This is a genomic window from Aureimonas sp. AU4 (assembly GCF_001463765.1).
Taxonomy (GTDB): Bacteria; Pseudomonadota; Alphaproteobacteria; order Rhizobiales; family Rhizobiaceae; genus Aureimonas.
In genome coordinates this window covers 18,792-40,378 of the sequence record NZ_BBWK01000054.1, presented here as the reverse complement: position 1 = coordinate 40,378, position 21,587 = coordinate 18,792, and the positions used below count along the sequence as shown (strand labels likewise).

Genomic DNA, 21,587 nt, shown 5'->3' with positions numbered 1-21,587 from the left:
AGAGCTCGCGGCGCCGCAGCGGTCCGGTTTCATGCGCCTTGCCCGTTCAATGATCCTCCTTCTGGTTCCGTTGATGCTGGCGGGCTGCGCGAACGCGAACCTCACCTCGCTTCCGCGCCTGACCGGCTCTCAGCCCGTGGCGCTGCCGGCCGGGGCGGCCTCGCTGCGCGGCTCGATCGCATCGACCCAGCGCATCAAGCTATCCTCCGCGGCCGAGGAACGGGCGATCCTCGCCGAGTACCAGGCGCTCCAGTTCGGGCCGGTCGGCCAGCCCGTGAGCTGGGAGGCCGACGGCTTCCGGGGGCAGTTCGTGCCGACCCAGCTCTATCGCGTCGGATCGCAGGACTGCCGTGGCTTCACCCATACGATCACGCGCGGCGACAACACGGTGCGCCAGGTCGGCACCGCCTGCCGGCAGGGCGAGGACCAGTGGACCCCCGTCGCCTGACGCGTGCGTGACCGGCTCACCAGACCGTTCGCCTTGATGTCGCCGCCCCGAAAGGGCAGACGGGCGGCCTGACCCTTCGGACCGTTCATGCTCTTCTGGCTCCTCGCCGCGCTTCTCACGCTGATTGTCACCGCCGCGATCGTCCTTCCGCTCCTGCGCCGGACGCCCGACGGCGCACAGGCCGACACGCGCGAGGCCTACGACCGCGAGGTGTTCCGCGCGCAGCTGCGCGAGCTGGCGGGAGATGTCGAGCGGGGCGCGATCGCGCCGGCCGACGCGGCCGGCGCACGGGCCGAGATCGGCCGCCGGCTCCTGCGTGCCGAGACGGCCGCCGCCAAGCCCGCCATCGCCTCGCGGCGTCCGGTTCTGGCTGCCCTCGTCGTGGCGCTGCTCCTGCCGCTCGGCGCGTTCGTGTTCTACGACCGCACCGGCACCCCGGAGATCGGCGACCAGCCGCTCGCCTCGCGCGACCTTGAAGCCAAGCGGCCGAGCGTGGCCGCGATCGTCGGCCTGATCGAGCAGCGCCTCGCCGATCGGCCGGACGACGCGGAGGGCTGGAGCGTCGTGGCGCCCGTGTATCTGCGCATGGGCGAGGGGGCCAAGGCCGCCAACGCCTATCGCAACGTGATCCGCCTTTCCGGCGAGACGCCGCAGAACCAGGCCGGCCTTGGCGAGGCGATGGTGCAGGCGGCGGGCGGCGAGGTCTCGCCTGAGGCGCAGGCGACCTTCCGCCGCGCGCTGGAGCTCCAGCCGGGCCTGCCGGCCGCGCGCTTCTATCTCGCCCTCGCGCTATCCCAGAGCGGCCAGAATGCCGAAGCCGCCGTCGCCTGGGATGCGCTGCTGGCGGATGCGCCGGCCGACGCGCCGTTCCGGCCTGTCGCGGAAGCGGCGCTCGCCGATGCGCGAGCCGCGTCGTCCGCTCCCTCGAGCGGGCCGACCGCTGCCGATGTCGAGGCGGCGGCCTCGCTGTCGACGCAGGATAGTGGCGCGATGATCGAAGGCATGGTGGCGCAGCTCGCCAGCCGCCTCGAATCCACGCCCGACGACCCCGATGGCTGGGCCCGGCTCATGCGCTCCTACGTGGTTCTCGGCCAGCGCGAGCGCGCCGGCGCGGCGCTGCGGCGCGCGCTCGACGTCTTTCCGCAAGGGTCGCCCGGGCGTATGACGGTGGCCGAGGCCGCATCAGCGCTCGGCCTCGACGCCTCCGGACCGGTATCGACGCCATGACCCGCAAACAGAAGCGCGCCCTCTCGCTCGCCGCCATCCTCGCCGTCGTCGGAGCGGCCGGCGGGCTGGTGCTGACCGCGCTGTCCGACAGCGTCGCCTATTTCGCTTCGCCGACCGACATCCTCTCGCACCAGCCGGGCTCCGGCCAGCGGCTGCGGCTCGGCGGGATCGTCGAGGCGGGCTCGGTCGCCCGCGCCGACGGCGCTCCGGTGCGCTTCCGCGTGACCGACACGGTGGAAAGCGTCGAGGTGACCTATGCCGGGCTGCTGCCGGACCTCTTCCGCGAGGGGCAGGGCGTCGTGGCGGAGGGGACGGTCGGGGCGGACCACGTCTTCCGGGCCGACACCGTGCTCGCCAAGCACGACGAAACCTACATGCCCAAGGAGGTCGTCGACGACATGAAGCGTCGCGGCATCTGGAAGGAGGGCGAGGTCATGGCGGGCGCCAACGCGCCGACCGCGCCGAACGGAGCGGGCATGTGAGCGTCGAGATCGGCCACTTCGCGCTGGTGCTCGCGCTGGCGCTCTCGCTCGTTCAGTCAGTCCTGCCGCCCGTGGGCGCGCGGTTGAGGGACGAGCGTCTGATGGCGACGGGGTCGGCGAGCTCGGTGGCGGGCTTCCTGCTTCTGGCGCTGAGCTTCGCGGCGCTGACCCACGCCTATGTCGTATCCGACTTCTCGGTCGTGAACGTCGTCGAGAACAGCCATTCGCTGAAGCCGCTCCTCTACAAGATCACCGGCGTCTGGGGGAACCACGAGGGCTCCATGCTCCTCTGGGTGCTCATCCTGTCGCTCTTCGGCTCGACGGTGGCCCTCTTCGGCCGCGACCTGCCGCCGACGCTGAAGGCCAACGTGCTCGGCGTCCAGGCTTGGATCCAGACGGCCTTCCTCCTCTTCATCCTGCTGACCTCGAACCCCTTCCTGCGCTCGGTTCCGGCGCCGCCGGAGGGCAACGACCTCAACCCGATCCTCCAGGACATCGGGCTCGCGATCCACCCGCCGCTTCTCTACCTCGGCTATGTCGGCTTCTCGATCTCGTTCTCCTTCGCGGTCGCGGCGCTGATCGACGGGCGCATCGATGCAGCCTGGGCGCGCTGGGTGCGGCCTTGGACCCTGCTCGCCTGGGCCTTCCTCACGGCGGGCATCGCAATGGGTTCCTACTGGGCCTATTACGAGCTCGGCTGGGGCGGCTGGTGGTTCTGGGACCCGGTCGAGAACGCCTCCTTCATGCCCTGGCTCTCAGGCACGGCGCTGCTTCACTCGGCGCTCGTCATGGAGAAGCGCTCGGCGCTGAAGATCTGGACCGTGCTTCTGGCGATCCTGACCTTCTCGCTCTCGTTGCTCGGGACGTTCCTCGTGCGCTCCGGCGTTCTGACCTCGGTCCATGCCTTCGCGGTGGACCCCGAGCGCGGCGTCTTCATCCTCGGCATCCTGTGCGTCTTCATCGGCGGCTCGCTGTCGCTCTTCGCCTGGCGGGCGCAGGCGCTGGAGGCTGGCTCGATCTTCGCGCCGATCAGCCGAGAGGGCGCGCTGGTCTTCAACAACCTGTTCCTGTCGACCGCCGCCGCCACGGTTCTCGTCGGCACGCTCTACCCGCTGGCGCTGGAGGTGGTGACCGGCACCAAGATCTCGGTCGGCGCGCCCTTCTTCAACCTGACCTTCGGCCCCCTCATGGTGCCGCTGCTGCTGGCGGTGCCCTTCGGGCCGTTCCTCGCCTGGAAGCGCGGGGACCTTCTGGCCGCCGCGCAGCGCCTCTATGTGGCGGTCGGCATGGCGATGGCGGCGATGCTCGCGGTTCTCGCCGTCACGCAGGGACTGCGCATCCTGGCCGCGCTGGGCTTCGGCCTCGCGGTCTGGGTGATCGCGGGAAGCCTCGTCGATCTCGCGAGCCGCGCGGGCCTTGGCCGCGTGCCTCTCGGCACCGCGTGGTCGCGCTTTCGCGGCCTGCCGCGCTCGGCTTTCGGCACGGCTCTCGCCCATGCCGGCCTCGGCGCGACGATGCTCGGCGTCGTGGCGGTGAACAGCTTCGAGACCGAGACGGTGACGACCATGGTGCCCGGTGCGAGCGTCGTGGCGGACGGCATCACCGTGCGCTTCGAGGGCATGACCCCGCGCGAGGGACCGAACTACCGCGAGGATGTCGGGCGCTTCACCCTGATCCGCCCGAACGGCGAGGTGACCGCGCTGGAGACGGCGCGACGCTTCTATCCCGTGCGCCAGATGCCGACCACCGAAGCCGGCATCCACACCCGCTTCTTCAGCCAGGTCTACATCGCGCTCGGCGACAGCGCGGCGAACGGCGGGGCGACCGTGGTCCGCATCTGGACCAAGCCGCTGATCACGCTGATCTGGCTCGGCGCCGTTCTGATGGCGCTCGGCGGCTTCGCCTCGCTCAGCGATCGCCGCCTGCGCGTCGGCGCGCCGGCCCGCTCGCGCCGCCCGCCCGCACCGGTGCCGGCGGAGTAGGGCGCGGACATGCGTCGCCGCCTTGCCGCACTCGCGCTTGCTGTTGCACTCGGCGGCCCCGCGCTCGCGGTCCAGCCCGACGAGATCCTGCCCGACCCGGCGCTGGAGGCGCGGGCGCGCACGATCTCGGCCGAGCTGCGCTGCATGGTCTGCCAGAACCAGTCGATCGACGATTCCGACGCGCCCCTTGCCAAGGACCTGCGCGTCCTCGTGCGCCAGCGGCTCCAGGCGGGCGACAGCGACGAGGGCGTGCGCGACTATCTCGTCGCGCGCTACGGCCAGTTCGTGCTGCTACGCCCGCGCCTCGAATGGGAGACGATCGCGCTCTGGGGCACGCCGGCGGTGCTTCTCGTCTTCGGCGGCGTCCTCGCCTGGAGCGCGCGGCGTCGCGCGAGGGCGATGGAGACGGAACCCTTGAGCGAAGCCGAGGAGCGCGAACTCCGGCGCCTGACGGCTGAGGACGCCTGACGACCGCCTCGTGCGACAAACGCCGGGCGTCTGATCGGGATCAAGGCCGGGCGCCGCCCGCTTCCTAGCGTCGGCAGCTGCAGGCCACGGCGAGGCTTCCCATTCCATGCCCGCCGTCGCGGCCCGCATCGGGCGTTCGCGATGTCGGTCACACATGCGCTACGATGGCCGGACACCCAGGCCGAAAAGTCCGCCCAAGGGCCGCTCGCTTGGTTGCGCAGGCGCATGGGCTGGATCGTGGCCCTCGTCCTCGTGGGCGGCGGCATCGCCTATTTCACCGTTCCCTGGTTCCTGGGCCCCGTCGTCCCGGTCACGACGGTCGTGCGCCGGGACATCGTCCAGACCGTTGTCACAAGCGGCCTCGTGCAGACGCCGTTCCGGATCGACGTCGGCTCGAAGATCATCGGCGTCGTGGCCGGCGTGCCGGTGGAGGAGGGGCAGGCCGTGAAGGCCGGCGATCTCCTGATCCAGCTGGACGACGCGCAGGCCCGAACGGCCGTCGCCACCGCCGGGACGGCGGTCGCGCAGGCGCAAGCGAAGCTCGAGCAACTGCGCAACGTGGCCGCGCCGCTCGCGGAGGAGGCAAGGCGTCAGGCCGAGGCGGCGCTGGTCAACGCCGAGGCCACCTATCGTCGGACGCTCGACCTTTCGCGCCACGGCGTCGCCACCACCGCGACCCTCGACGACGACAAGCGCGCTCTCGACGTCGCTGGCTCCCAGTTGCGCGCCGCCGAGCTTCAGGTCGAGACCAACCGGCCGGGCGGCATGGACTTCCGCGTCGCGCAGAGCCTCGTCGAGCAGATGAAGGCGCAGCTCGAGGCGGCGCGGACCGTGCTGCGCGACAGCCAGATCCGGGCCTCGCGCGACGGCACGCTGATCACCCGCAATGTCGAGCTGGGGGACACGGTGCAGCCGGGCGAGACGCTGATGGTGCTTGCGCCCGCCGGCGAGACGCAGATCGTGGTGCAGATCGACGAGCAGAACCTCGGCCTTCTCCGGCTCGGCGAGACCGCCGCCATCGCGGCCGACGCCTATCCGGCACAGGTCTTCGCGGCGACGGTCGGCTACATCAACCCTGCGGTGAACGCCCAGAGCGGTTCGGTTCTCGTCAAGCTCGACGTGCCGAACCCGCCCGCCTACCTCCGGCAGGACATGACCGTCTCGGCCGAGATCGAGACGAATCGCAAGACCGACGCCGTCACGGTCGATCTCGGCGATGTCCACGACGTCGCGGGGCCGAACCCGTGGGTGCTGGTGGCGCAGGACGGGGTGCTCCACCGCCGCACGATACGGCCGGGCCTGAGGGGCGACGCGGCGCTGGAGGTGCTTGGCGGCCTCGCGCCCGGCGAAACGGTCGTCCGAGGGCTTGGCACGAACCTTGCCGACGGCCAGCGCTTGCGGGTGCGGACCGGTGCGTGAGCATCTTCCCTTCGAGCTCATCGCCGCCGTGCGCTTCCTGCGCGAGGGGCTCGTCCAGACGCTGCTGATCGTCGTCGGCGTCGCGGTCGGCGTCGGCGTCATCGTGTTCATGTCGGCGCTGCTGGCCGGCGTTCAGGCGAACTTCCTGAACCGTGTCCTGAGCACGCAGGCCCAGGTCGTCGTCCTGCCCCAGAAGGACGCGTCCCGGCCCGTCAGGACGAAGGATGGCGTCCGCTTCGTGCGCCTCGTCCAGAGCCGGCCGCAGCGCCACATCACCGTCGACCAGTGGCGCAAGCTGGCCGCGCTCCTGCGCGCGACGCCGGGCGTCGACGTCATCTCGCCGATGGCGTCGGGCTCCGTCTTCGTGATCCGGGGCGCGGCCTCGCGCACCGTCACCTTCCAGGGTGTCGAGCCGGATCAGTATTTCCGCTTCGTGACCATGCCCGATCAGATGGTCGTGGGCACCGCGCACCTGACGAGCCGCGACATGCTGATCGGCAAGGACCTGTCGGAGGACCTCGGCATCCGGGTGGCCGACAAGGTGCTCCTGCGCACGGCGGAGGGTATGGCCGAGACCCTGAATGTCGCCGGCATCTTCGACCTTGGCAACAAGGGCTTCAACGAGCGCATCGTGATCGGCACGCTGAACACGGCGCAGGGTCTTCTGGGCCTGGTGGGCGAGGTGTCCAGCATCGACCTGACGCTCAAGGACCCCTACGTGGCCAACGGGATCGCCGACGAGCTCGCCGCCGTCCGGCCCGTCCAGGCGGACAGCTGGATCCGCACCAACAGCCAGTTCTTCACCGCCATCCGCAGCCAGAACGTGTCGAGCGCGACGATCAGGGCCTCGGTCGCGCTCTCGGTGGCGCTCGGCATCGCGAGCGTGCTGGTCGTCTCCGTCGTGCAGCGCTCGCGCGAGATCGGCATCCTGCGCGCCATGGGCGCCTCGCGCGGGCAGATCATGCGCGTCTTTCTCGTCCAGGGCGGCCTGCTCGGCCTGGCGGGCTCTTTCTTCGGATCGGCCCTGGCGCGGCTCTTCCTGAGCGTCTGGCAGATCCTTGCCCGAAACCCCGACGGGACGCCGTTCTTCTCGATCGACATCCAGACGAGCCTTTTTGCGATGGCCAGCCTTCTCGCGACCGTCTGCGGCGTGCTCGCGGCGATGGTGCCGGCCCTGCGCGCGGCGCGTCTCGATCCGGTGGTGGCGATCCGTGGCTGAGGCCGTTCTCCTTCTTCAAGGCATCCGCAAGGCCTACAACGTCGGAACGCCGTCCGAGACGGAGGTTCTGCACGGAATCGACATCACGGTCGCGACGGGCGAGTTCTGCGCCGTGATCGGCCCGAGCGGTTCGGGCAAGAGCACGCTCCTCAACATCATCGGCCTGCTCGACCGCCCGAGCGGCGGCTCGCTGCGCATCGACGGGCAGGACACCGGCGGTCTCGACGAGGCCGCCTTGACCACCCTTCGCGGGCAAAGCATCGGCTTCGTCTTCCAGTACCATCACCTCATCTCGGCCTTCACGGCGCTGGAGAACGTCATGTTGCCGCTTCTCGTCCGGCGCGGCTTCGCCAACAGCGAGATGCGCCGGACCGCCGAGCGGCTCATCGACCAGGTGCAGCTTTCCCCGTTTGCGGACAGCCGGGCGAACACCATGTCGGGCGGGCAGCAGCAGCGTGTCGCCATCGCTCGCGCGCTCGCGGTCGATCCCGCCATCGTCCTGGCCGACGAGCCGACCGGCAATCTCGACACGAAGTCGGCCGAGGGCGTCTTCGAGCTCATGCGCTCGGTCAACAAGGAGCGGGGCACGACCTTTCTCCTCGTGACCCACAACATGGATCTGGCGCGCCGCTGCGACCGCACGATCCAGATCGTGGACGGCCGAGTCGTGCCGTAAACGCGGTTATCGGGCACCTTACCAAGGTTTCATGCCATCGAAGGATTGCCGTAAGGTGACGATCCCTACGTTCCGGGTCACGGACAGAGCGGCACCCCGCCCGACCGAACCCATCGAACGAGGTCATCATGAGCATCCAGACCCTATCCAAGACGAAGCGCCGCCTTTCCGCCGCAGCGCTCGCGGCCGGCGTCGCGGGCCTCGCCTTCTCCGGCGGCGTCGTCGCCACGACCGCCCCGAGCTTTGCCCAGGCCGTCCAGGTGGCGCCCGCCGCCGAAAGCTTCGGCTTCGCCAACGTCGTCGAGAAGGTGTCGCCCGCCGTCGTGTCGGTGCGCGTGAAGGAGGCCGTGCGGCCCGCCGCCGACGACGGCAACAGCGGCGCCTCGCCCTTCGACTCGCTGCCCGAGGGCCATCCGCTCCGCCGCTTCTTCGAGGGCCCGAACGGCCAAGGGCAGCCGGGCCAGCGCGGTCCCCAGCGCCGCACGCCGCGTGACGGCGGCATGGCTCAGGGGTCGGGCTTCTTCATCTCCGACGACGGCTACGTCGTGACCAACAACCACGTGGTCGACGGCGGAACGCAGTACACGGTCGTCCTGAACGACGGCACCGAGTACGACGCCAAGCTGATCGGCACCGACCCGCGCACCGATCTCGCGCTTCTGAAGGTCGACGCCAAGAACCAGAAGTTCACCTATGTGAGCTTTGCGGACGACGCCAAGGTGCGGGTCGGCGACTGGGTGATCGCGGTCGGCAATCCCTTCGGCCTCGGCGGCTCTGTGACGGCGGGCATCGTCTCGGCGCGCGGCCGCGACATCGGCGCGGGCCCCTACGATGACTTCATCCAGATCGACGCGCCGGTGAACCGCGGCAACTCGGGCGGCCCCGCCTTCAACCAGCAGGGTCAGGTGATCGGCATCAACACGGCGATCTTCTCGCCCTCGGGCGGCTCGGTCGGCATCGGCTTCGCCATCCCCGCCTCGACCGCCCAGTCCGTGGTGCAGTCGCTGCGCGAGAACGGCAACGTCCAGCGCGGCTGGCTCGGCGTCCAGATCGCTCCGGTGACCAAGGACATCGCGGAAGCCGTGGGCCTCGCCAACGAGAAGGGCGCCATCGTCACGCTGCCCGACAACGAGACGCCCGCCACCAAGGCCGGCATCCAGACCGGCGACGTCATCACCGCCGTCAACGGCGAGACGGTGGACGGACCGCGCGACCTCGCCCGCAAGGTGGCGGCCTACCGTCCCGGCACGACGATCGACGTCACGCTCTGGCGCTCGGGGTCGGCCAAGGACGTCAAGGTCGCGCTCGGCAATATCGCCTCGCTCGACGAGGCCTCGAACGCGAGCAATGGCAACAGCCGCGTGCCGGTGAACCCGTCCTCGCTGCAGGGCTACGGCCTGACGCTGACGCCCTCCGACGAGGGCAACGGGGTGGTCGTCACCGACGTCGACCCGGACTCCGAGGCCGCCACGCGCGGCGTCTCGGCCGGCGACACGATCGTGGCCGTGAACGGCAAGAGCGTGAACTCGCAGCGCGAGGTGCAGGACGCCATCAAGGCCGCCAAGGACTCGGGCCGCAAGGCCGCCCTGTTCCAGCTGCGCCAGGGCGACCAGAACCGCTTCGTCGCGCTGCCTATCGCCGGCAGCTGATCGGACGACGATCCCGCGCCGGTCGAGGGCGCGGGATCCCCCGAAGGTGTCGGGGCGGCGAGCCGGTGGGTTCGCCGCCCCTTTTTTGAGATCCAGTCCCTCGAACGCCGGAGGATCAGATGACGCTGGCCGCCGTTTCCCCTACATCCTCAGCCATGCGCATCCTCATCATCGAAGACGACCGGGAAGCCGCTTCCTACCTCGTGAAGGCCTTCAAGGAGGCCGGGCATCAGGCCGACCATGCGGCCGACGGCGAGACCGGCTTCCACATGGCCGATACGCAGAACTACGACGTGCTCGTGGTCGACCGGATGCTGCCGGAACGCGACGGCCTGTCGGTGATCGCGGGCCTGCGCGAAAAGAAGAACGCGACGCCCGCGCTGATCCTCTCGGCGCTCGGGCAGGTGGACGACCGTGTCACCGGCCTTCGCGCCGGCGGCGACGACTATCTCTCCAAGCCCTATGCGATGTCGGAGCTTCTCGCGCGCGTCGAGGTGCTGGGCCGGCGGCGGGGCTCTCGCGACGTCGAGATGCAGTACCAGGTCGGCGACCTCGAGCTCGACCGTCTCAGCCACGAGGTGCGCCGCGCGGGCAAGAGCATCCTCCTCCAGCCGCGCGAGTTCCGGCTTCTCGAATACCTGATGAAGCACGCGGGTCAGGTCGTCACGCGCACCATGCTGCTCGAGAACGTCTGGGACTACCACTTCGACCCGCAGACCAACGTCATCGACGTCCACATCTCGCGCCTGCGCTCCAAGATCGAGCGCGACTTCGGCGAGCCGCTGCTCCACACCGTGCGGGGTTCCGGCTACATCATGAAGGCCGGCGAGGGGGCGTGACCGGGCGACCGGGCGCCGGACCATGACGCGGCTGCGCGACCTGATGCGGATCACCGCCGTCCGGCTTTCGGCGGTGTTCCTCCTGCTCTTCGCCGTGTTCGCGGCGGTTCTGCTTCTCTACGTGACCTCGACGGCGCAGACGCTCCTGCAGTCGCAGAGCCGCGCGACGATCGCCGAGGAGATCACCGAGCTCAACCAGATCTACGAGGGCGCGGGCATCGTCGGGCTCGTGCGATCGATCGACCGCCGCTCGCGCCGGCCCGGCGCCTCGCTCTATCTCGTGTCCGACGCGTCGGGCCGCATCCTGGCCGGCAACGTCGAGAGCATCCAGCCGGGCACGCTCGACGATCCCGGCTTCACCCAGCGCGCCTTCGGCTATGCCCGCTATTCCGAGAACGAGACGGACCGCGTCCACACGGCCGTCGCAGAGGTGCTGACGCTGTCGAACGGGATGCGCGTCCTTGTCGGCCGCGACGTCTCGGACCTCGAGCGCATCCGCCTCGTGGTGCGCAACGCGGTCATCCTGGCGCTCGTCCTCATGACGGTGGGCGCGCTCGCGGCCTGGGTCCTCGTCGGCCGCACGGCCCTGCGGCGCCTGAACCGCATGTCGGCCTCGACCGCCCGCATCATGGCCGGAGATCTCCACGAGCGCCTGCCGGTGGACGGCTCGGGCGACGAGTTCGACCGGCTTTCAGCCAACCTCAACATGATGCTGGCCCGTATCGCGCTCCTTCAGGAAGGGCTGCGGCAGGTTTCCGACAATATCGCCCACGACCTGAAGACGCCGCTGACGCGCCTGAGAAACCGGGTCGAGGCCGGCCTCTCGGGTGGCGCCGACGAGCGTCAGTCGCGACAGGCGCTGGAAGGCGCGATGGCGGAGGCCGACAACATGATCCGCACGTTCGACGCGCTCCTGATGATCAGCCGCGTCGAGGCAGGCTCGCATCCCGCGATCAAGAATCGGGTCGATCTGGCGGAGCTCGTGGCCGGCGTGGCGGAACTCTACGAGCCCCTGGTGGAGGATGACGGGGGACGCCTCGACGTGGAGGCGATCAGCCCGCTGCCGGCCGTGGTGAGCCGCGAGCTGATCGCGCAGGCCGTCTCCAATCTCATCGACAACGCGCTGAAATACGGCGAGACGGCGGAGCGTCCGCTGGAGGTGCGCGTGCGCGTGCGTCGGCTGGGCGAGCGCGTCGAGCTGTCGGTCGCCGACAACGGGCCGGGCATTCCGGAGGACAAGCGCGATCGCGTGCTGGAGCGCTTCTACCGGCTCGACGAAAGCCGCACGAAGCCCGGTTCCGGCCTCGGCCTGTCCCTTGTGCAGGCCATCGCGCGCATCCATGACGGGACCATGAGCTTGAGCGACGCGGGGCCCGGCCTCGTGGTGACGCTGAGCTTTCCGGCTGGCGAGGGCGAGGGATCAGATGGAGATGGCGAGCGGGGCAGCGCCTAGCCTGCGGATCGGCGGCACGCTGCCGCTGGACGCTCTCGACGCGGATCTGGCCGCGCGGCGAGGCGCCGAGCTCGCCGAGCGCGCCGGCGAGGCGGGATGCGAACGTCTGGCGGCGTGGCTGCGGTCGAAGCGCTGCGACCCCCGCCTTGCGGCCGTTTGGTCGCTCTCGCCCCATCTCTTCTCGATCGCGCTGGCCCATCCCGAATGGTTGGATCTTCTCTTCGAAGAGGAGGCCGGCGCGCGCGTGCGGGCCATCGTCGGGAACCTGAACGCGCCGGTCGGCGACGGCGCAAGCGAGGGCGAGGTCATGGCGCACCTTCGCCGTGCCAAGGCGGAAGGGGCGCTCCTCGTCGCGCTTCGCGATCTTTTCGGCGCGGCGACGCCCGACGAGACCTGCCGCGATCTCTCGGCGCTTGCCGATGCGACCGTCGGCCATGCGGTGCGCTTCCTCGCGCTCGACCTCGACCGGCGCGGCGCGTTGCGGCTTCCCGACCGGGCCGATCCGGAGCAGGGGCTCGGCCTCTTCGTGCTCGGCATGGGCAAGCTCGGCGGGGGGGAGCTGAACTACTCCTCGGATATCGACCTCATTCTCTTCTTCGACCCCGGCGCGCCGGCCGTCCTCGACACGTCGGAAAGCGTCGAGACCTTCGGAAAGCTCGCGCGCCGCCTCGTGCGCATGATCGGCGAGCGCACGCGCGAGGGCTACGTCTTCCGCACCGATCTGCGGCTGCGGCCCGACCCCTCCGCCATGCCGCTCGCCATCCCGCTGCCGGCCGCGCTCGTCTACTACGAGGGCTCCGGCCGCGACTGGGAGCGCGCCGCGATGATCAAGGCGCGCGTCGTCGCCGGCGACCGCGAGGCGGGCGAGGGGTTCCTGCGCGAGGTGACGCCCTTCGTCTGGCGGCGCTATCTCGACTTCGTGGCGATCCGCGACATCCGTCACATGAAGGCGCGCATCGACCAGCATCGCGGCTTCACCGGCATCGAGGTCGCCGGCCACAACCTGAAGCTCGGACGCGGCGGCATCCGCGAGATCGAATTCTTCGCGCAGGCCCAGCAGCTGATCGCGGGCGGCCGGTCGCCGCGCCTGCGCATGCGGCGCACCGACGAGGCGCTGGCGCAGCTGGCGGCGAGCGACTGGATCGACGCCGAGGTCGCTGAGGAGATGACCCGCGCCTACTGGTTCCTGCGCCGCGCCGAACACGCCGTGCAGATGATCGCCGACGAGCAGACCCATACGCTGCCCGAGAGCGCTCAGGGGCTCGAGACCGTCGCGCGTCTCTGCAACCATCCCGATGCCGCGAGCTTCTCGGCGGAGCTCACCAACCACCTGCGGCGTGTCGAATGGCGCTTCTCGGCGCTGTTCTCGGACGGGCGCGAGGACGAGGCGACGGAGAGCTACGGCGACGACGAGCGGACGCGCGAGCGGCTGGCCGGGCTCGGGTATCGCCGACCGGCCGACATGGCGCGCATCCTCGGCGGCTGGACGGAGGGGCGTCTGCGCGCGACGCGCTCGGAAGCGGCGCGCGAGCCGCTGGCCCAGGTCCTGCCGCGTCTCCTCGAGAGCTTCGCGGCGGCACCCGACCCGGACGCCGCGCTCGCAGAGTTCGATCGCTTCCTTGCCGCACTTCCCGCCGGGCTCCAGTTCTTCTCGCTGATCGCCTCCAACCCGCGCCTTCTCGACCTACTGGCGCTGATTGTGACCTCGGCCCCCGAGCTTGGCCGCACCATCACCGCGCGGCCCCACGTCTTCGACGCCCTGCTCGAACCCGCCTTCTTCCGCGACATGCCGAGCGCGGAGGCGCGACGCGCGCAACTCCATGCCTTTCTCGCCGAGGCGACCTCGCTCGAGGATCGCCTCGTACGCCTGCGCATCTTCGCCTCCGAGGGGCGGTTCCTGATCGGCGTCCGGCTTCTGTCGGGCGCGATCGAGGGTCCCGCGGCGGGCGCGGCCTTCACGGTTCTGGCGGAAGTGGTGATCGAGGCGGTCCTCGAAGCCGTGCAGGCCGAGTTCGCGCGGGTTCACGGCAAGGTTCCGGGCGGGCGGGTCGCGGTTCTCGGCCTCGGCCGGCTCGGCTCGCGCGAGCTGACGGCCAGCTCCGACATCGACCTGATGCTCCTCTACGACCACGACGAGGGCGCCGATGAGAGCGACGGCGAGCGCCCGCTCGCGGTCTCGACCTACTACATGCGCCTCACCCAACGGCTCATCGCCGCGCTCTCGGCGCCCATGGCCGAAGGCGTGCTCTACGCGGTCGACTTCCGCCTTCGCCCGTCCGGCAACAAGGGCCCGCTCGCGACCCATGTCGATGCCTTCCGGCGCTATCAGGCCGAGGCCTGGACCTGGGAGCGCATGGCGCTCACGCGCTCGCACCCGGTGGCCGGCGACGCGGCGCTCGCGGCGGAGATCGTGGCCGCCGTGCGCGAGGCGATCGAGACCCACCGCGCAGACCCGCTCCTCTCGGACGACGTGGCCGACATGCGCGCCCGGCTCGACGTGCAGAAGCCCCCGCGCGGCGTCCTCGATCTCAAGCGCCTCGCCGGAGGGCTGACGGACCTCGAATTCCTCGCGCAATGGGCGATCCTGACGGGGCGCGCGCCGCTGGAGGCCATCGGACGCCCGACGGCGGAGGTGCTGCGCCATCTGCGGCCGGAGGACCGCGCCGGGCTCGGCCTCGACCCGAGCGACGCGATGGACCGCATGACGCGGCTGATGCAGCTTCTGCGACTGGGAACGGGAACCGCGAACCGGGTGGCGGACCTGCCGCTCGGCCTTGCGCGGCGCATCGCTTCTGCGCTCGACCTGGCCGAACCGGCCGCTATCGAGACCGAGGTCGGCGACACGGCGCGGGCGGTGCGCGAGATGTTTTCCGCGCTCCTGCCGTTCGACCCGAAGCTCGGCTAGGCCGCGCGGCGGATCTCGGCGGGCGTCGCGCAGTCGGCCGCCGCGCATGGGAGGCGGAGCGACACGACCGTGCCCTTGCCGGGCTCGGAGGCGATGCGCAGCGCGCCGCCCTGCAGCTCGATCAGCGAGCGGGCGATGGCAAGGCCGAGGCCCGTACCCTTGTTGGTGCGCGTCAGCTCGTTCTCGACCTGCTCGAACGGACGCCCGAGGCTGCGCAGCGCCTGTCGCGGGATGCCGATGCCGTTGTCGCGGATCGTCACCAGCGCGCGGTCGCCGACCTGGCGCAGGCGCAGGTCCACCATGCCGCCGGGGTTCGTGAACTTCACCGCGTTGGCGATGAGGTTGAGAAGGATCTGCTTCGTGGCCCGGCGATCACCGGCCAAGGGCAGGTCGTGTGCGCAATGGACCCGCATGGTGATGCGCTTCCGCTCGGCCATGACCTCGACGATCTTGGTGGTCTCGTGGACGATGGCGGGCAGGTCGACGCGCTCGTTGGCGAGCACCATGCGACCCGCCTCGATCTTCGACATGTCGAGAATGTCGTTGATGAGCTTCAGGAGGTAGTGGCCGCTCTGGTGGATATCGGCGGCGTATTCGGTGTACTTGCCGTTGCCGATCGGGCCGAACGAGCCGTCGCGCATGATCTCCGAGAAGCCGATGATGGCGTTGAGCGGCGTGCGCAGCTCGTGGCTCATGTTGGCGAGGAAGGTCGTCTTGGCCTGGTTGGCGCTCTCGGCCCGCTCCTTCTCGATCAGGAAGTTGCGGTTGAGCTCGGTCAGCTGGCGGGCCTTGGCCTCGGCGTCGCGGCGGGCGCTGGAGAGGTCGGCGATCGTCACCATCAGACGTCGCTCGGAATCCGACAGGCGCTCCTGGTGGACCTTGAGCTGGGTGATGTCGGTGCCGATCGACACGTGGCTGCCGTCGGCGAGCGTGCGCTCGGAGACCTGAAGCCAGCGGCCGTCGGCCAGACGCGTCTCGGTGGCGCGCTCGCCGAGCACGAAGGAGGGCGAGGTCAGCTTGCGCTCCTCGATCGGGCGCCGCGCCTTGGCGCGCACCTCGCCGAAGACCGTGCCGGGCCGCACGTCCGCGTCGGTCAGCCCGAAGACCTCCTGGTACTTCGAGTTGCACAGGACCAGCCGGTGGTCGGCGTCCCACAGAACGAAGCTCTCGGAGATGTTCTCGACCGCGTTCTGTAGGCGGGTCGTCGCCTCGTCGGTCATCTGCGCGAGGATGTGGTTCTCGCTGACGTCGACCGCGACGCCGATCAGGTGGATCTCGTTGTTGTTGTTGCGCACGATCTCGGCGCGGGCGCGCAGCCAGAGGAACTGGCCGTCGGCGCGGCGCATGCGGAAGGAGCGTTCGATATTGCCGCCCTGCGCGGTCGCGACCTGCCGGGCGAACTCGAAGAACGAGCCGTCCTCGGGATGAAGGAGGGCCGCGACCTCGCCGAAGGACAGGACGTCGTCGCGTGGCTCCATGCCGAGGATCTCGTACATGGAGCGCGACCAGTACATGCGCCCGCGCGCCAGATCCCAGTCCCAGAGGCCGCAGCGACCGCGCGAGAGCGCGGTGTCGACGCGCTGGTGCTGGTCCATCAGGAGGCGGCTCGCCTGGCTCGCCTGCGTCGCCTGCCGGAAGTAGGCGACCAGGATGGCCAGCAAGACGAGGCTCGTCAGGCAGTAGAGCGTGACGCTGATCGAGACGGAGCGGCGCCAGCCGCCGTAGAGCGAAGCCTCGTCGCGCAGGAGAAGCACGCTGCCGAGCGTGCCGCCGAGGCGGGCGGCGGCGGCCATCGCCGGTTCGCGCTCGAAGAGCACGGGCAGAACGCCGGCGCGCTCGCCGAACACCATGAGCGGCTGGGAGTTGCCGACCAGCCGGTCGACGTCCTCGCCGATCATCCGCTCGGCGTCCGGCGTCGCCGACAGGACCCGGCCGGTCGGGTCGAGCACGAGACCCATCATGCGCCTGTCGTGGAGGAAGCTCGACAGGACGTTGGCCATCAGCGCGTCGGCACGCTCGGCCGCCGGTAGGCCGTCGGCAAGGGCCGCGTCCTCGGCCCGCACGAGGCTGGCGGCAAGGCGCAGCTCGGCCTGCGCGCGATCCTCGATCGCACCGCGCTCCTCGACGAGGGCGACGACCCAGCTCAGCGCCAGCACGCCGAGAAACAGCACCACGAAATAGGGAAGAGCCAAGCGGAGCATCGGCTCGAACTCGCCGAGCCGGGCCGTGTCCAGCCGGAACCGGGACATTCGCCGCTCATCGGTCCCCGCCGAACGACCGGAAAAAAGCGACGACGTCGCCCGTCCCGGAACGCGTGCCGCGTCCAGCCCCATTCACCGACCCCTCGAATGTCGATCATTGGCATCGGGCGCCGCCACCCGAAACCTTAACAACATTCAACCAGTCGGCGACTCAGTTGTCCAGCAAGCCGGGGTCACGCAAACCGTCCCCGCGCAAGCCGCGAGGGGGCCTGTTGCAAGGCTTACACACCGTTTTTCCACGTGTTTCGCGGATCAAGGTGAACGAAGGGTAAACGTAAAAATTTATCGGTTCGCCCTTATCAATTCAGGCTCCGCGCGACGATGTCGGCAAGATCGCGCGAGAGACCGGAGGCCCCCGCCAGATCCTCCAGCGCGGCGCGGGCATGGGCCTGCCGCGTCGGCTCGAAGGCCCGCCAGGATCGGAACGCCGTGGCAAGGCGCGCCGCCGTCTGCGGGTTGACCGGGTCGAGCCGGCGAAGCTGCTCCGCCACCCAGCGATAGCCCGCGCCGTCGGCCCGGTTGAAGGCCCGCTGGTTGCCGGTGGCGAAGCCGCCGATCAGCGCGCGGGCCCGGTTCGGGTTGGCAAGACGGAACAGCGGATGGCGGGCGAGGGCCTCGACCCGCTCCAGCGTCTCGGGACGGGGCACGGTCGCCAGCAGCAGGAACCACTTGTCCATGACGAGCGCGTCGCCCTCGAAGCGTCGGAAGAAGCCGTCCACCGCGGCGTCGGCCTCGGCGCTTTCGGGAAAGACGTGAGCCAGAATCGTCAGCGCCGCGAGACGGTCGGTCATGTTGTCGGCTTCGGTGAAGCGGCGCGCGGCCCGCGCGGGCGAAGCGTCGGCCAGCGAGAGCGGCAGAAGCAGCGCGTTTCGCAGGGCGCGCCGCCCGGCGTTGGCGGCGTCCGGCGAGAAGGCGGCATCGCCCCCGAGCGTCGCCTCGACGCGCGCGAGCCGCTCGGCACCGACGCGCGCGATCTCGCGCAGCACCGCCTCGCGCACGGCATGGACGCGTTCGGGATCGACATCGCGCCCGATCAGCCGCGCGATCTCGGCCTCGCCGGGAAGCTGCATCATCTGCGCCCGGAGGGCCGGCTCCAGCCGCTCGTCCTCGGCGCTGCGGACCAGCGTCTCGACGATGGCCGGATCCACTGCGGTCGCGCCCGCCGCACCGCCCGCCTTGGCCGCGTCGCGCAGGCGCTCGCCCACCAGATCGGTCAGCGCGCGCCAGCGCCCGAACGGATCGGGATCGAGCCGCGCCAGCGCCAGTCGGTCCGCCTCGGCCTGCGGGTAGCTGAGCGTGACGGGGGCCGAGAAGCCGCGCAGGACCGACACGAGCGGCCGCTCCGGCAGGTTTGCGAAGACGACGCTCGCGCGCGCCTCGGTGAGGAGGATGACGTCGCCCTCCACATCGGCGCTGCCGGCCTCCGGCACCGCCTGCATGTCGCGTCCGCTTCCGTCCACCAGACCGAAGCGGATCGGGATGACGAGGGGCGCTGTGCCGGTTCCGGCCGAGCCCGGCACGAGCGTCTGCGCGAGGTCGAGCGTCAGCCGGCCGTCCTCGAAGCTCTCGCGAATTTCCAGTGTCGGCGTGCCGGCCTGGGCGTACCAGCGCGAGAACTGCGACAGGTCCGTCTCGCCCGCCTCCTCGAAGCAGCGGACGAAGTCCTCGATCGTCGCCGCGTCGCCGTCGTGCCGTTCGAAGTAGAGGTCCATGCCGGCGCGAAAGCGCGTCTCGCCGAGGATCGTCGCGATCATGCGCACCAGCTCCGCGCCCTTCTCGTAGACGGTCGCGGTGTAGAAGTTGTTGATCTCGCGGTAGCGCGTCGGGCGCACCGGGTGCTGCAGCGGCCCCTGGTCCTCCGGGAATTGGTGCGACTTCAGCGTATGCACCGAGGCGATGCGCTTGACGGGCCGCGAGCGCTCGTCGCTCGTGAACTCCTGGTCGCGAAAGACCGTCAGCCCTTCCTTCAGGCAGAGCTGGAACCAGTCGCGGCAGGTGATGCGATTGCCGGTCCAGTTATGGAAGTACTCGTGGGCGATCACGGTCTCGACGCCCTGGTAGTCGGCGTCGGTCGCGGTGTCGGGGTCGAGCAGCACGTACTTGTGGTTGAAGACGTTGAGACCCTTGTTCTCCATCGCCCCCATGTTGAAGTCGCCGACCGCGACGATGTTGAAGACGTCGAGGTCGTACTCGCGCCCGAAGCGCCGCTCGTCCCAGACCATGGAGCGCCGGAGCGCGTCCATCGCGTAGCCGGCGCGGTCCGACAGGCCCTTCTCGGTGTAAATGGCGAGCCTCACCTCGCGACCCGACTGGGTGCGGAACGGCTCCTCGATATGGTCGAGGTCGCCCGCCACCAGCGCGAAGAGGTAGGAGGGCTTGGGGAAGGGGTCGTCCCAAACAGTGAAGTGGCGGCCGTTGTCCGTGACGCCCGCCTCGACCGGATTGCCGTTGGACAGGAGAATCGGGGCGGCGCGCCGGTCGGCCTCGACGCGGACGCGGTAGGTCGCGAGTACGTCCGGCCGGTCGAGGAAGTAGGTGATGCGGCGGAAGCCCTCCGCCTCGCATTGCGTGCACCAGACGCCGTTGGAGCGGTAGAGCCCCATGAGCTGGGTGTTCTCCTCCGGCCGCAGGCGGGTGCGGACGGCCAGGCGCACGGATTGCGCGGGCGTTGCCTCGGGGAGGTGGATGGTCAGGCGGTCGGGTGACGCCTCAAGGCGGCCCGCCTCTATTTCGCGCCCGTCCAGCGTCGCCGATACGAAGTCGAGCGCGTCGCCGTCGAGGACGAGCGGGCGCGCCGGGTCGGTTCCCTCGCGCCGGCGGAGCGTCGAGACCGTTTCCACCAGCGCCTCGCCCTCGAAGAGCTCGAAGCGCATCTCGACATGTTCGATCAGGAAGTCGGTCGGGCGGTAGTCTTCCAGCCGGACAACCTGTCCATCGTCGCTGCGCGCCATCAAAGCTCTCCTCGTTGGGCCCGGGTTCGGCCGTCCGTAACCGGTCCGCGCGCCGGACGCCAACCGCGCGGCCCCGGTTCACGATCACGGGTCGTGTCCCATGCTAACCATAAGTTTCACGGATGATGCCAGAAGGTGGGTCGACCCGCCGGAACGGTGGGCGTAAGCGGGGCCGACCTCCCGCTCCCGTTTCCACTCGCCGGATGCCATGGCCCTCGCGATCGACTCCGACACCACGAGCCCGATGCTGGGCATCGCGCTCAAGGTCGTCTCGGTGGTGGTCTTCGTGGGCATGCAGACCGCGCTGAAGGCCACCGGCGACGCCTTTCCGGCGGGTCAGCTCGTCTTCTTCCGCTCATTCTTCGCGCTCGTCCCGGTGGTCGCCTACCTGATCTGGCTGGGGGACCTGCGCGGCTCGCTGCGCACCGACGATATCGGCGGGCACTTCCTGCGCGGCGTGATCGGCGTGTCGTCCATGGGCTGCGGCTTCTACGCGCTCGGACGGCTGCCCTATCCCGAATGGATCGCGGTGTCCTACGCTTCGCCGCTGCTGACGGTGGTGGCGGCGGCCGTGTTCCTGCGCGAGACGGTCCGGGCCTATCGCTGGGCGGCCGTGCTGGTCGGGCTGACGGGCGTCGTCGTCGTGGTCGCGCCGAACTTCACGCTGAGTGCCGACAGCATCGACGCCTCGCAGACGGCGGGCATCCTCGCGTCTCTTGCGGGCGCGGCGATCGCGGCGGTCGCGATGATCCAGATCCGGCGGCTCGTGCGCACGGAGAAGACAGCGACGATCGTGATCTACTTCTCGCTGACCTCGACGATCATCTCCGCGACGACGGCGGTGTTCGGCTGGACGTGGCCGACGTGGCCGCAGGCCGTGCTCCTGGTTCTGGCGGGCCTTTGCGGCGGGGTGGGGCAGCTCCTCCTCACCGCCTCCTATCGGCATGCCGACACCTCCACCATCGCGCCCTTCGAGTACACCTCGATGATCCTGGCGGTGGCGGTCGGCTACTTCCTGTTCGGGGAGGAGGCGAGCGGGACGACGCTGGCGGGCGCCGGCATCGTGATCAGCGCCGGCGTCTTCATCATCTTCCGCGAGCACCGGCTCGGTCTGGAGCGGCGCGCGGCCAAGCGCGTCAGCCCCGGCACGGGGGGCTGACGCTGGGGCTCACGGCTCAGTAGCCGTAGGCCGAGTTCCGGTCGTTCGGGCTGTAGTTGTAGATCGCCGCATCCGAGCCCGGAACGGCCAGCGGATCGACGACCTTGCCCTCCCGCGCCACGGTCGGCGAGTCGCCGGAACTCAGCGGACGGCGGTTCGGCGCGCCGTAGGTCGCCGCGGTCGTCGTGCGCATGGCCGTGTGATGCCTGACCGGCGCGCGATGCTTCATCACGGCGTGGTGCACGGGCTTGCGGTGATGCACCATCGGCTCGGCGGCTGAAGCGGCACCGGTGGCCAGCGTACCCAGAACCAGACTGGCGAGAATCAAACGGGTCTTCATTAGAATGCCTCCCAAAAGGCGTTTCCGCTGGGAGCGCCCGGCCCCTGCCGGGCGGCGCGGCGGACATTACGCATCCTAGAATGCACGACATCGTGATCGGGTTCGGGCG

At 70.1% G+C, this 21,587-nt stretch carries 16 protein-coding genes; 13 read left to right on the top strand and 3 right to left on the bottom strand.

Annotation, left to right across the window (positions count from 1 at the left end):
- Positions 1–31 precede the first annotated feature (31 nt).
- The 12 genes from AUL35_RS15865 (at position 32) to AUL35_RS15810 (ending at position 14,767) form a co-directional block, all read left to right on the top strand.
- On the top strand, positions 32–448 hold the full coding sequence (locus AUL35_RS15865) for a hypothetical protein (RefSeq protein ID WP_156418026.1): 417 nt from the start codon (positions 32–34) through the stop codon (positions 446–448).
- Positions 449–535: 87 nt separating this feature from the next.
- Positions 536–1,675, top strand: a complete 1,140-nt coding sequence (ccmI, locus tag AUL35_RS15860) for a c-type cytochrome biogenesis protein CcmI (protein WP_062016466.1) — start codon at positions 536–538, stop codon at positions 1,673–1,675.
- Positions 1,672–2,157: a cytochrome c maturation protein CcmE gene (ccmE, locus tag AUL35_RS15855; protein ID WP_062016465.1), complete on the top strand. Its 486-nt coding sequence runs from the start codon at positions 1,672–1,674 to the stop codon at positions 2,155–2,157. Before ccmI ends, ccmE begins: the two co-directional genes overlap by 4 nt.
- The gene (locus tag AUL35_RS15850; protein WP_062016463.1) at positions 2,154–4,139 is read left to right on the top strand and encodes a heme lyase CcmF/NrfE family subunit; all 1,986 of its coding nucleotides are present in this window, start codon (positions 2,154–2,156) and stop codon (positions 4,137–4,139) included. Before ccmE ends, AUL35_RS15850 begins: the two co-directional genes overlap by 4 nt.
- Positions 4,140–4,148: 9 nt before the next feature.
- Positions 4,149–4,607, top strand: a complete 459-nt coding sequence (locus AUL35_RS15845; protein WP_062016461.1) for a cytochrome c-type biogenesis protein — start codon at positions 4,149–4,151, stop codon at positions 4,605–4,607.
- A gap of 213 nt (positions 4,608–4,820) precedes the next feature.
- On the top strand, positions 4,821–6,026 hold the full coding sequence (locus AUL35_RS15840; RefSeq protein ID WP_202814284.1) for an efflux RND transporter periplasmic adaptor subunit: 1,206 nt from the start codon (positions 4,821–4,823) through the stop codon (positions 6,024–6,026).
- Positions 6,019–7,245 (top strand): ABC transporter permease, encoded by a 1,227-nt coding sequence (locus AUL35_RS15835; RefSeq protein WP_062016457.1) that lies wholly within the window; start codon positions 6,019–6,021, stop codon positions 7,243–7,245. Before AUL35_RS15840 ends, AUL35_RS15835 begins: the two co-directional genes overlap by 8 nt.
- A complete protein-coding gene (locus tag AUL35_RS15830; protein ID WP_062016455.1) occupies positions 7,238–7,921 on the top strand; it encodes an ABC transporter ATP-binding protein in 684 nt (227 codons plus the stop codon). Before AUL35_RS15835 ends, AUL35_RS15830 begins: the two co-directional genes overlap by 8 nt.
- A 128-nt stretch (positions 7,922–8,049) precedes the next feature.
- On the top strand, positions 8,050–9,570 hold the full coding sequence (locus tag AUL35_RS15825; protein ID WP_062016453.1) for a Do family serine endopeptidase: 1,521 nt from the start codon (positions 8,050–8,052) through the stop codon (positions 9,568–9,570).
- Positions 9,571–9,725: 155 nt separating this feature from the next.
- Positions 9,726–10,409 carry a response regulator transcription factor gene (locus AUL35_RS15820; RefSeq protein ID WP_062016451.1) on the top strand — a complete coding sequence of 228 codons (684 nt, stop codon included), beginning with the start codon at positions 9,726–9,728 and terminating at the stop codon, positions 10,407–10,409.
- 22 nt (positions 10,410–10,431) lie between these two features.
- Positions 10,432–11,862: a HAMP domain-containing sensor histidine kinase gene (locus tag AUL35_RS15815; protein WP_062016450.1), complete on the top strand. Its 1,431-nt coding sequence runs from the start codon at positions 10,432–10,434 to the stop codon at positions 11,860–11,862.
- Positions 11,840–14,767 (top strand): bifunctional [glutamine synthetase] adenylyltransferase/[glutamine synthetase]-adenylyl-L-tyrosine phosphorylase, encoded by a 2,928-nt coding sequence (locus tag AUL35_RS15810; RefSeq protein WP_062016526.1) that lies wholly within the window; start codon positions 11,840–11,842, stop codon positions 14,765–14,767. Before AUL35_RS15815 ends, AUL35_RS15810 begins: the two co-directional genes overlap by 23 nt.
- Here AUL35_RS15810 and AUL35_RS15805 read toward each other — a convergent pair.
- Both AUL35_RS15805 and pepN read right to left on the bottom strand, forming a co-directional pair.
- Positions 14,764–17,016 (bottom strand): ATP-binding protein, encoded by a 2,253-nt coding sequence (locus AUL35_RS15805; RefSeq protein ID WP_062016448.1) that lies wholly within the window; start codon positions 17,014–17,016, stop codon positions 14,764–14,766. The genes AUL35_RS15810 and AUL35_RS15805 overlap by 4 nt on opposite strands.
- A 311-nt stretch (positions 17,017–17,327) precedes the next feature.
- On the bottom strand, positions 17,328–19,979 hold the full coding sequence (gene pepN / locus AUL35_RS15800; protein WP_062016446.1) for an aminopeptidase N: 2,652 nt from the start codon (positions 19,977–19,979) through the stop codon (positions 17,328–17,330).
- Positions 19,980–20,199: 220 nt separating this feature from the next.
- Here pepN and AUL35_RS15795 point away from each other — a divergent pair, with 220 nt between their 5' ends.
- The gene (locus tag AUL35_RS15795; RefSeq protein WP_062016525.1) at positions 20,200–21,138 is read left to right on the top strand and encodes a DMT family transporter; all 939 of its coding nucleotides are present in this window, start codon (positions 20,200–20,202) and stop codon (positions 21,136–21,138) included.
- 16 nt (positions 21,139–21,154) lie between these two features.
- On the opposite strand, the gene AUL35_RS15790 is transcribed toward AUL35_RS15795, so the two are convergent.
- The gene (locus AUL35_RS15790; protein WP_062016444.1) at positions 21,155–21,478 is read right to left on the bottom strand and encodes a hypothetical protein; all 324 of its coding nucleotides are present in this window, start codon (positions 21,476–21,478) and stop codon (positions 21,155–21,157) included.
- Positions 21,479–21,587 lie beyond the last annotated feature (109 nt).

Bases quoted from the DNA above. Each gene is read 5' to 3' on its own strand.
- AUL35_RS15865 (WP_156418026.1), top strand. From the start codon at position 32: ATGCGCCTTGCCCGTTCAATGATCCTCCTTCTGGTTCCGTTGATGCTG.
- ccmI (WP_062016466.1), top strand. From the start codon at position 536: ATGCTCTTCTGGCTCCTCGCCGCGCTTCTCACGCTGATTGTCACCGCC.
- ccmE (WP_062016465.1), top strand. From the start codon at position 1,672: ATGACCCGCAAACAGAAGCGCGCCCTCTCGCTCGCCGCCATCCTCGCC.
- AUL35_RS15845 (WP_062016461.1), top strand. From the start codon at position 4,149: ATGCGTCGCCGCCTTGCCGCACTCGCGCTTGCTGTTGCACTCGGCGGC.
- AUL35_RS15825 (WP_062016453.1), top strand. From the start codon at position 8,050: ATGAGCATCCAGACCCTATCCAAGACGAAGCGCCGCCTTTCCGCCGCA.
- AUL35_RS15820 (WP_062016451.1), top strand. From the start codon at position 9,726: ATGCGCATCCTCATCATCGAAGACGACCGGGAAGCCGCTTCCTACCTC.
- AUL35_RS15815 (WP_062016450.1), top strand. From the start codon at position 10,432: ATGACGCGGCTGCGCGACCTGATGCGGATCACCGCCGTCCGGCTTTCG.
- AUL35_RS15810 (WP_062016526.1), top strand. From the start codon at position 11,840: ATGGCGAGCGGGGCAGCGCCTAGCCTGCGGATCGGCGGCACGCTGCCG.
- AUL35_RS15805 (WP_062016448.1), bottom strand. From the start codon at position 17,016: ATGTCCCGGTTCCGGCTGGACACGGCCCGGCTCGGCGAGTTCGAGCCG.
- pepN (WP_062016446.1), bottom strand. From the start codon at position 19,979: ATGGCGCGCAGCGACGATGGACAGGTTGTCCGGCTGGAAGACTACCGC.
- AUL35_RS15790 (WP_062016444.1), bottom strand. From the start codon at position 21,478: ATGAAGACCCGTTTGATTCTCGCCAGTCTGGTTCTGGGTACGCTGGCC.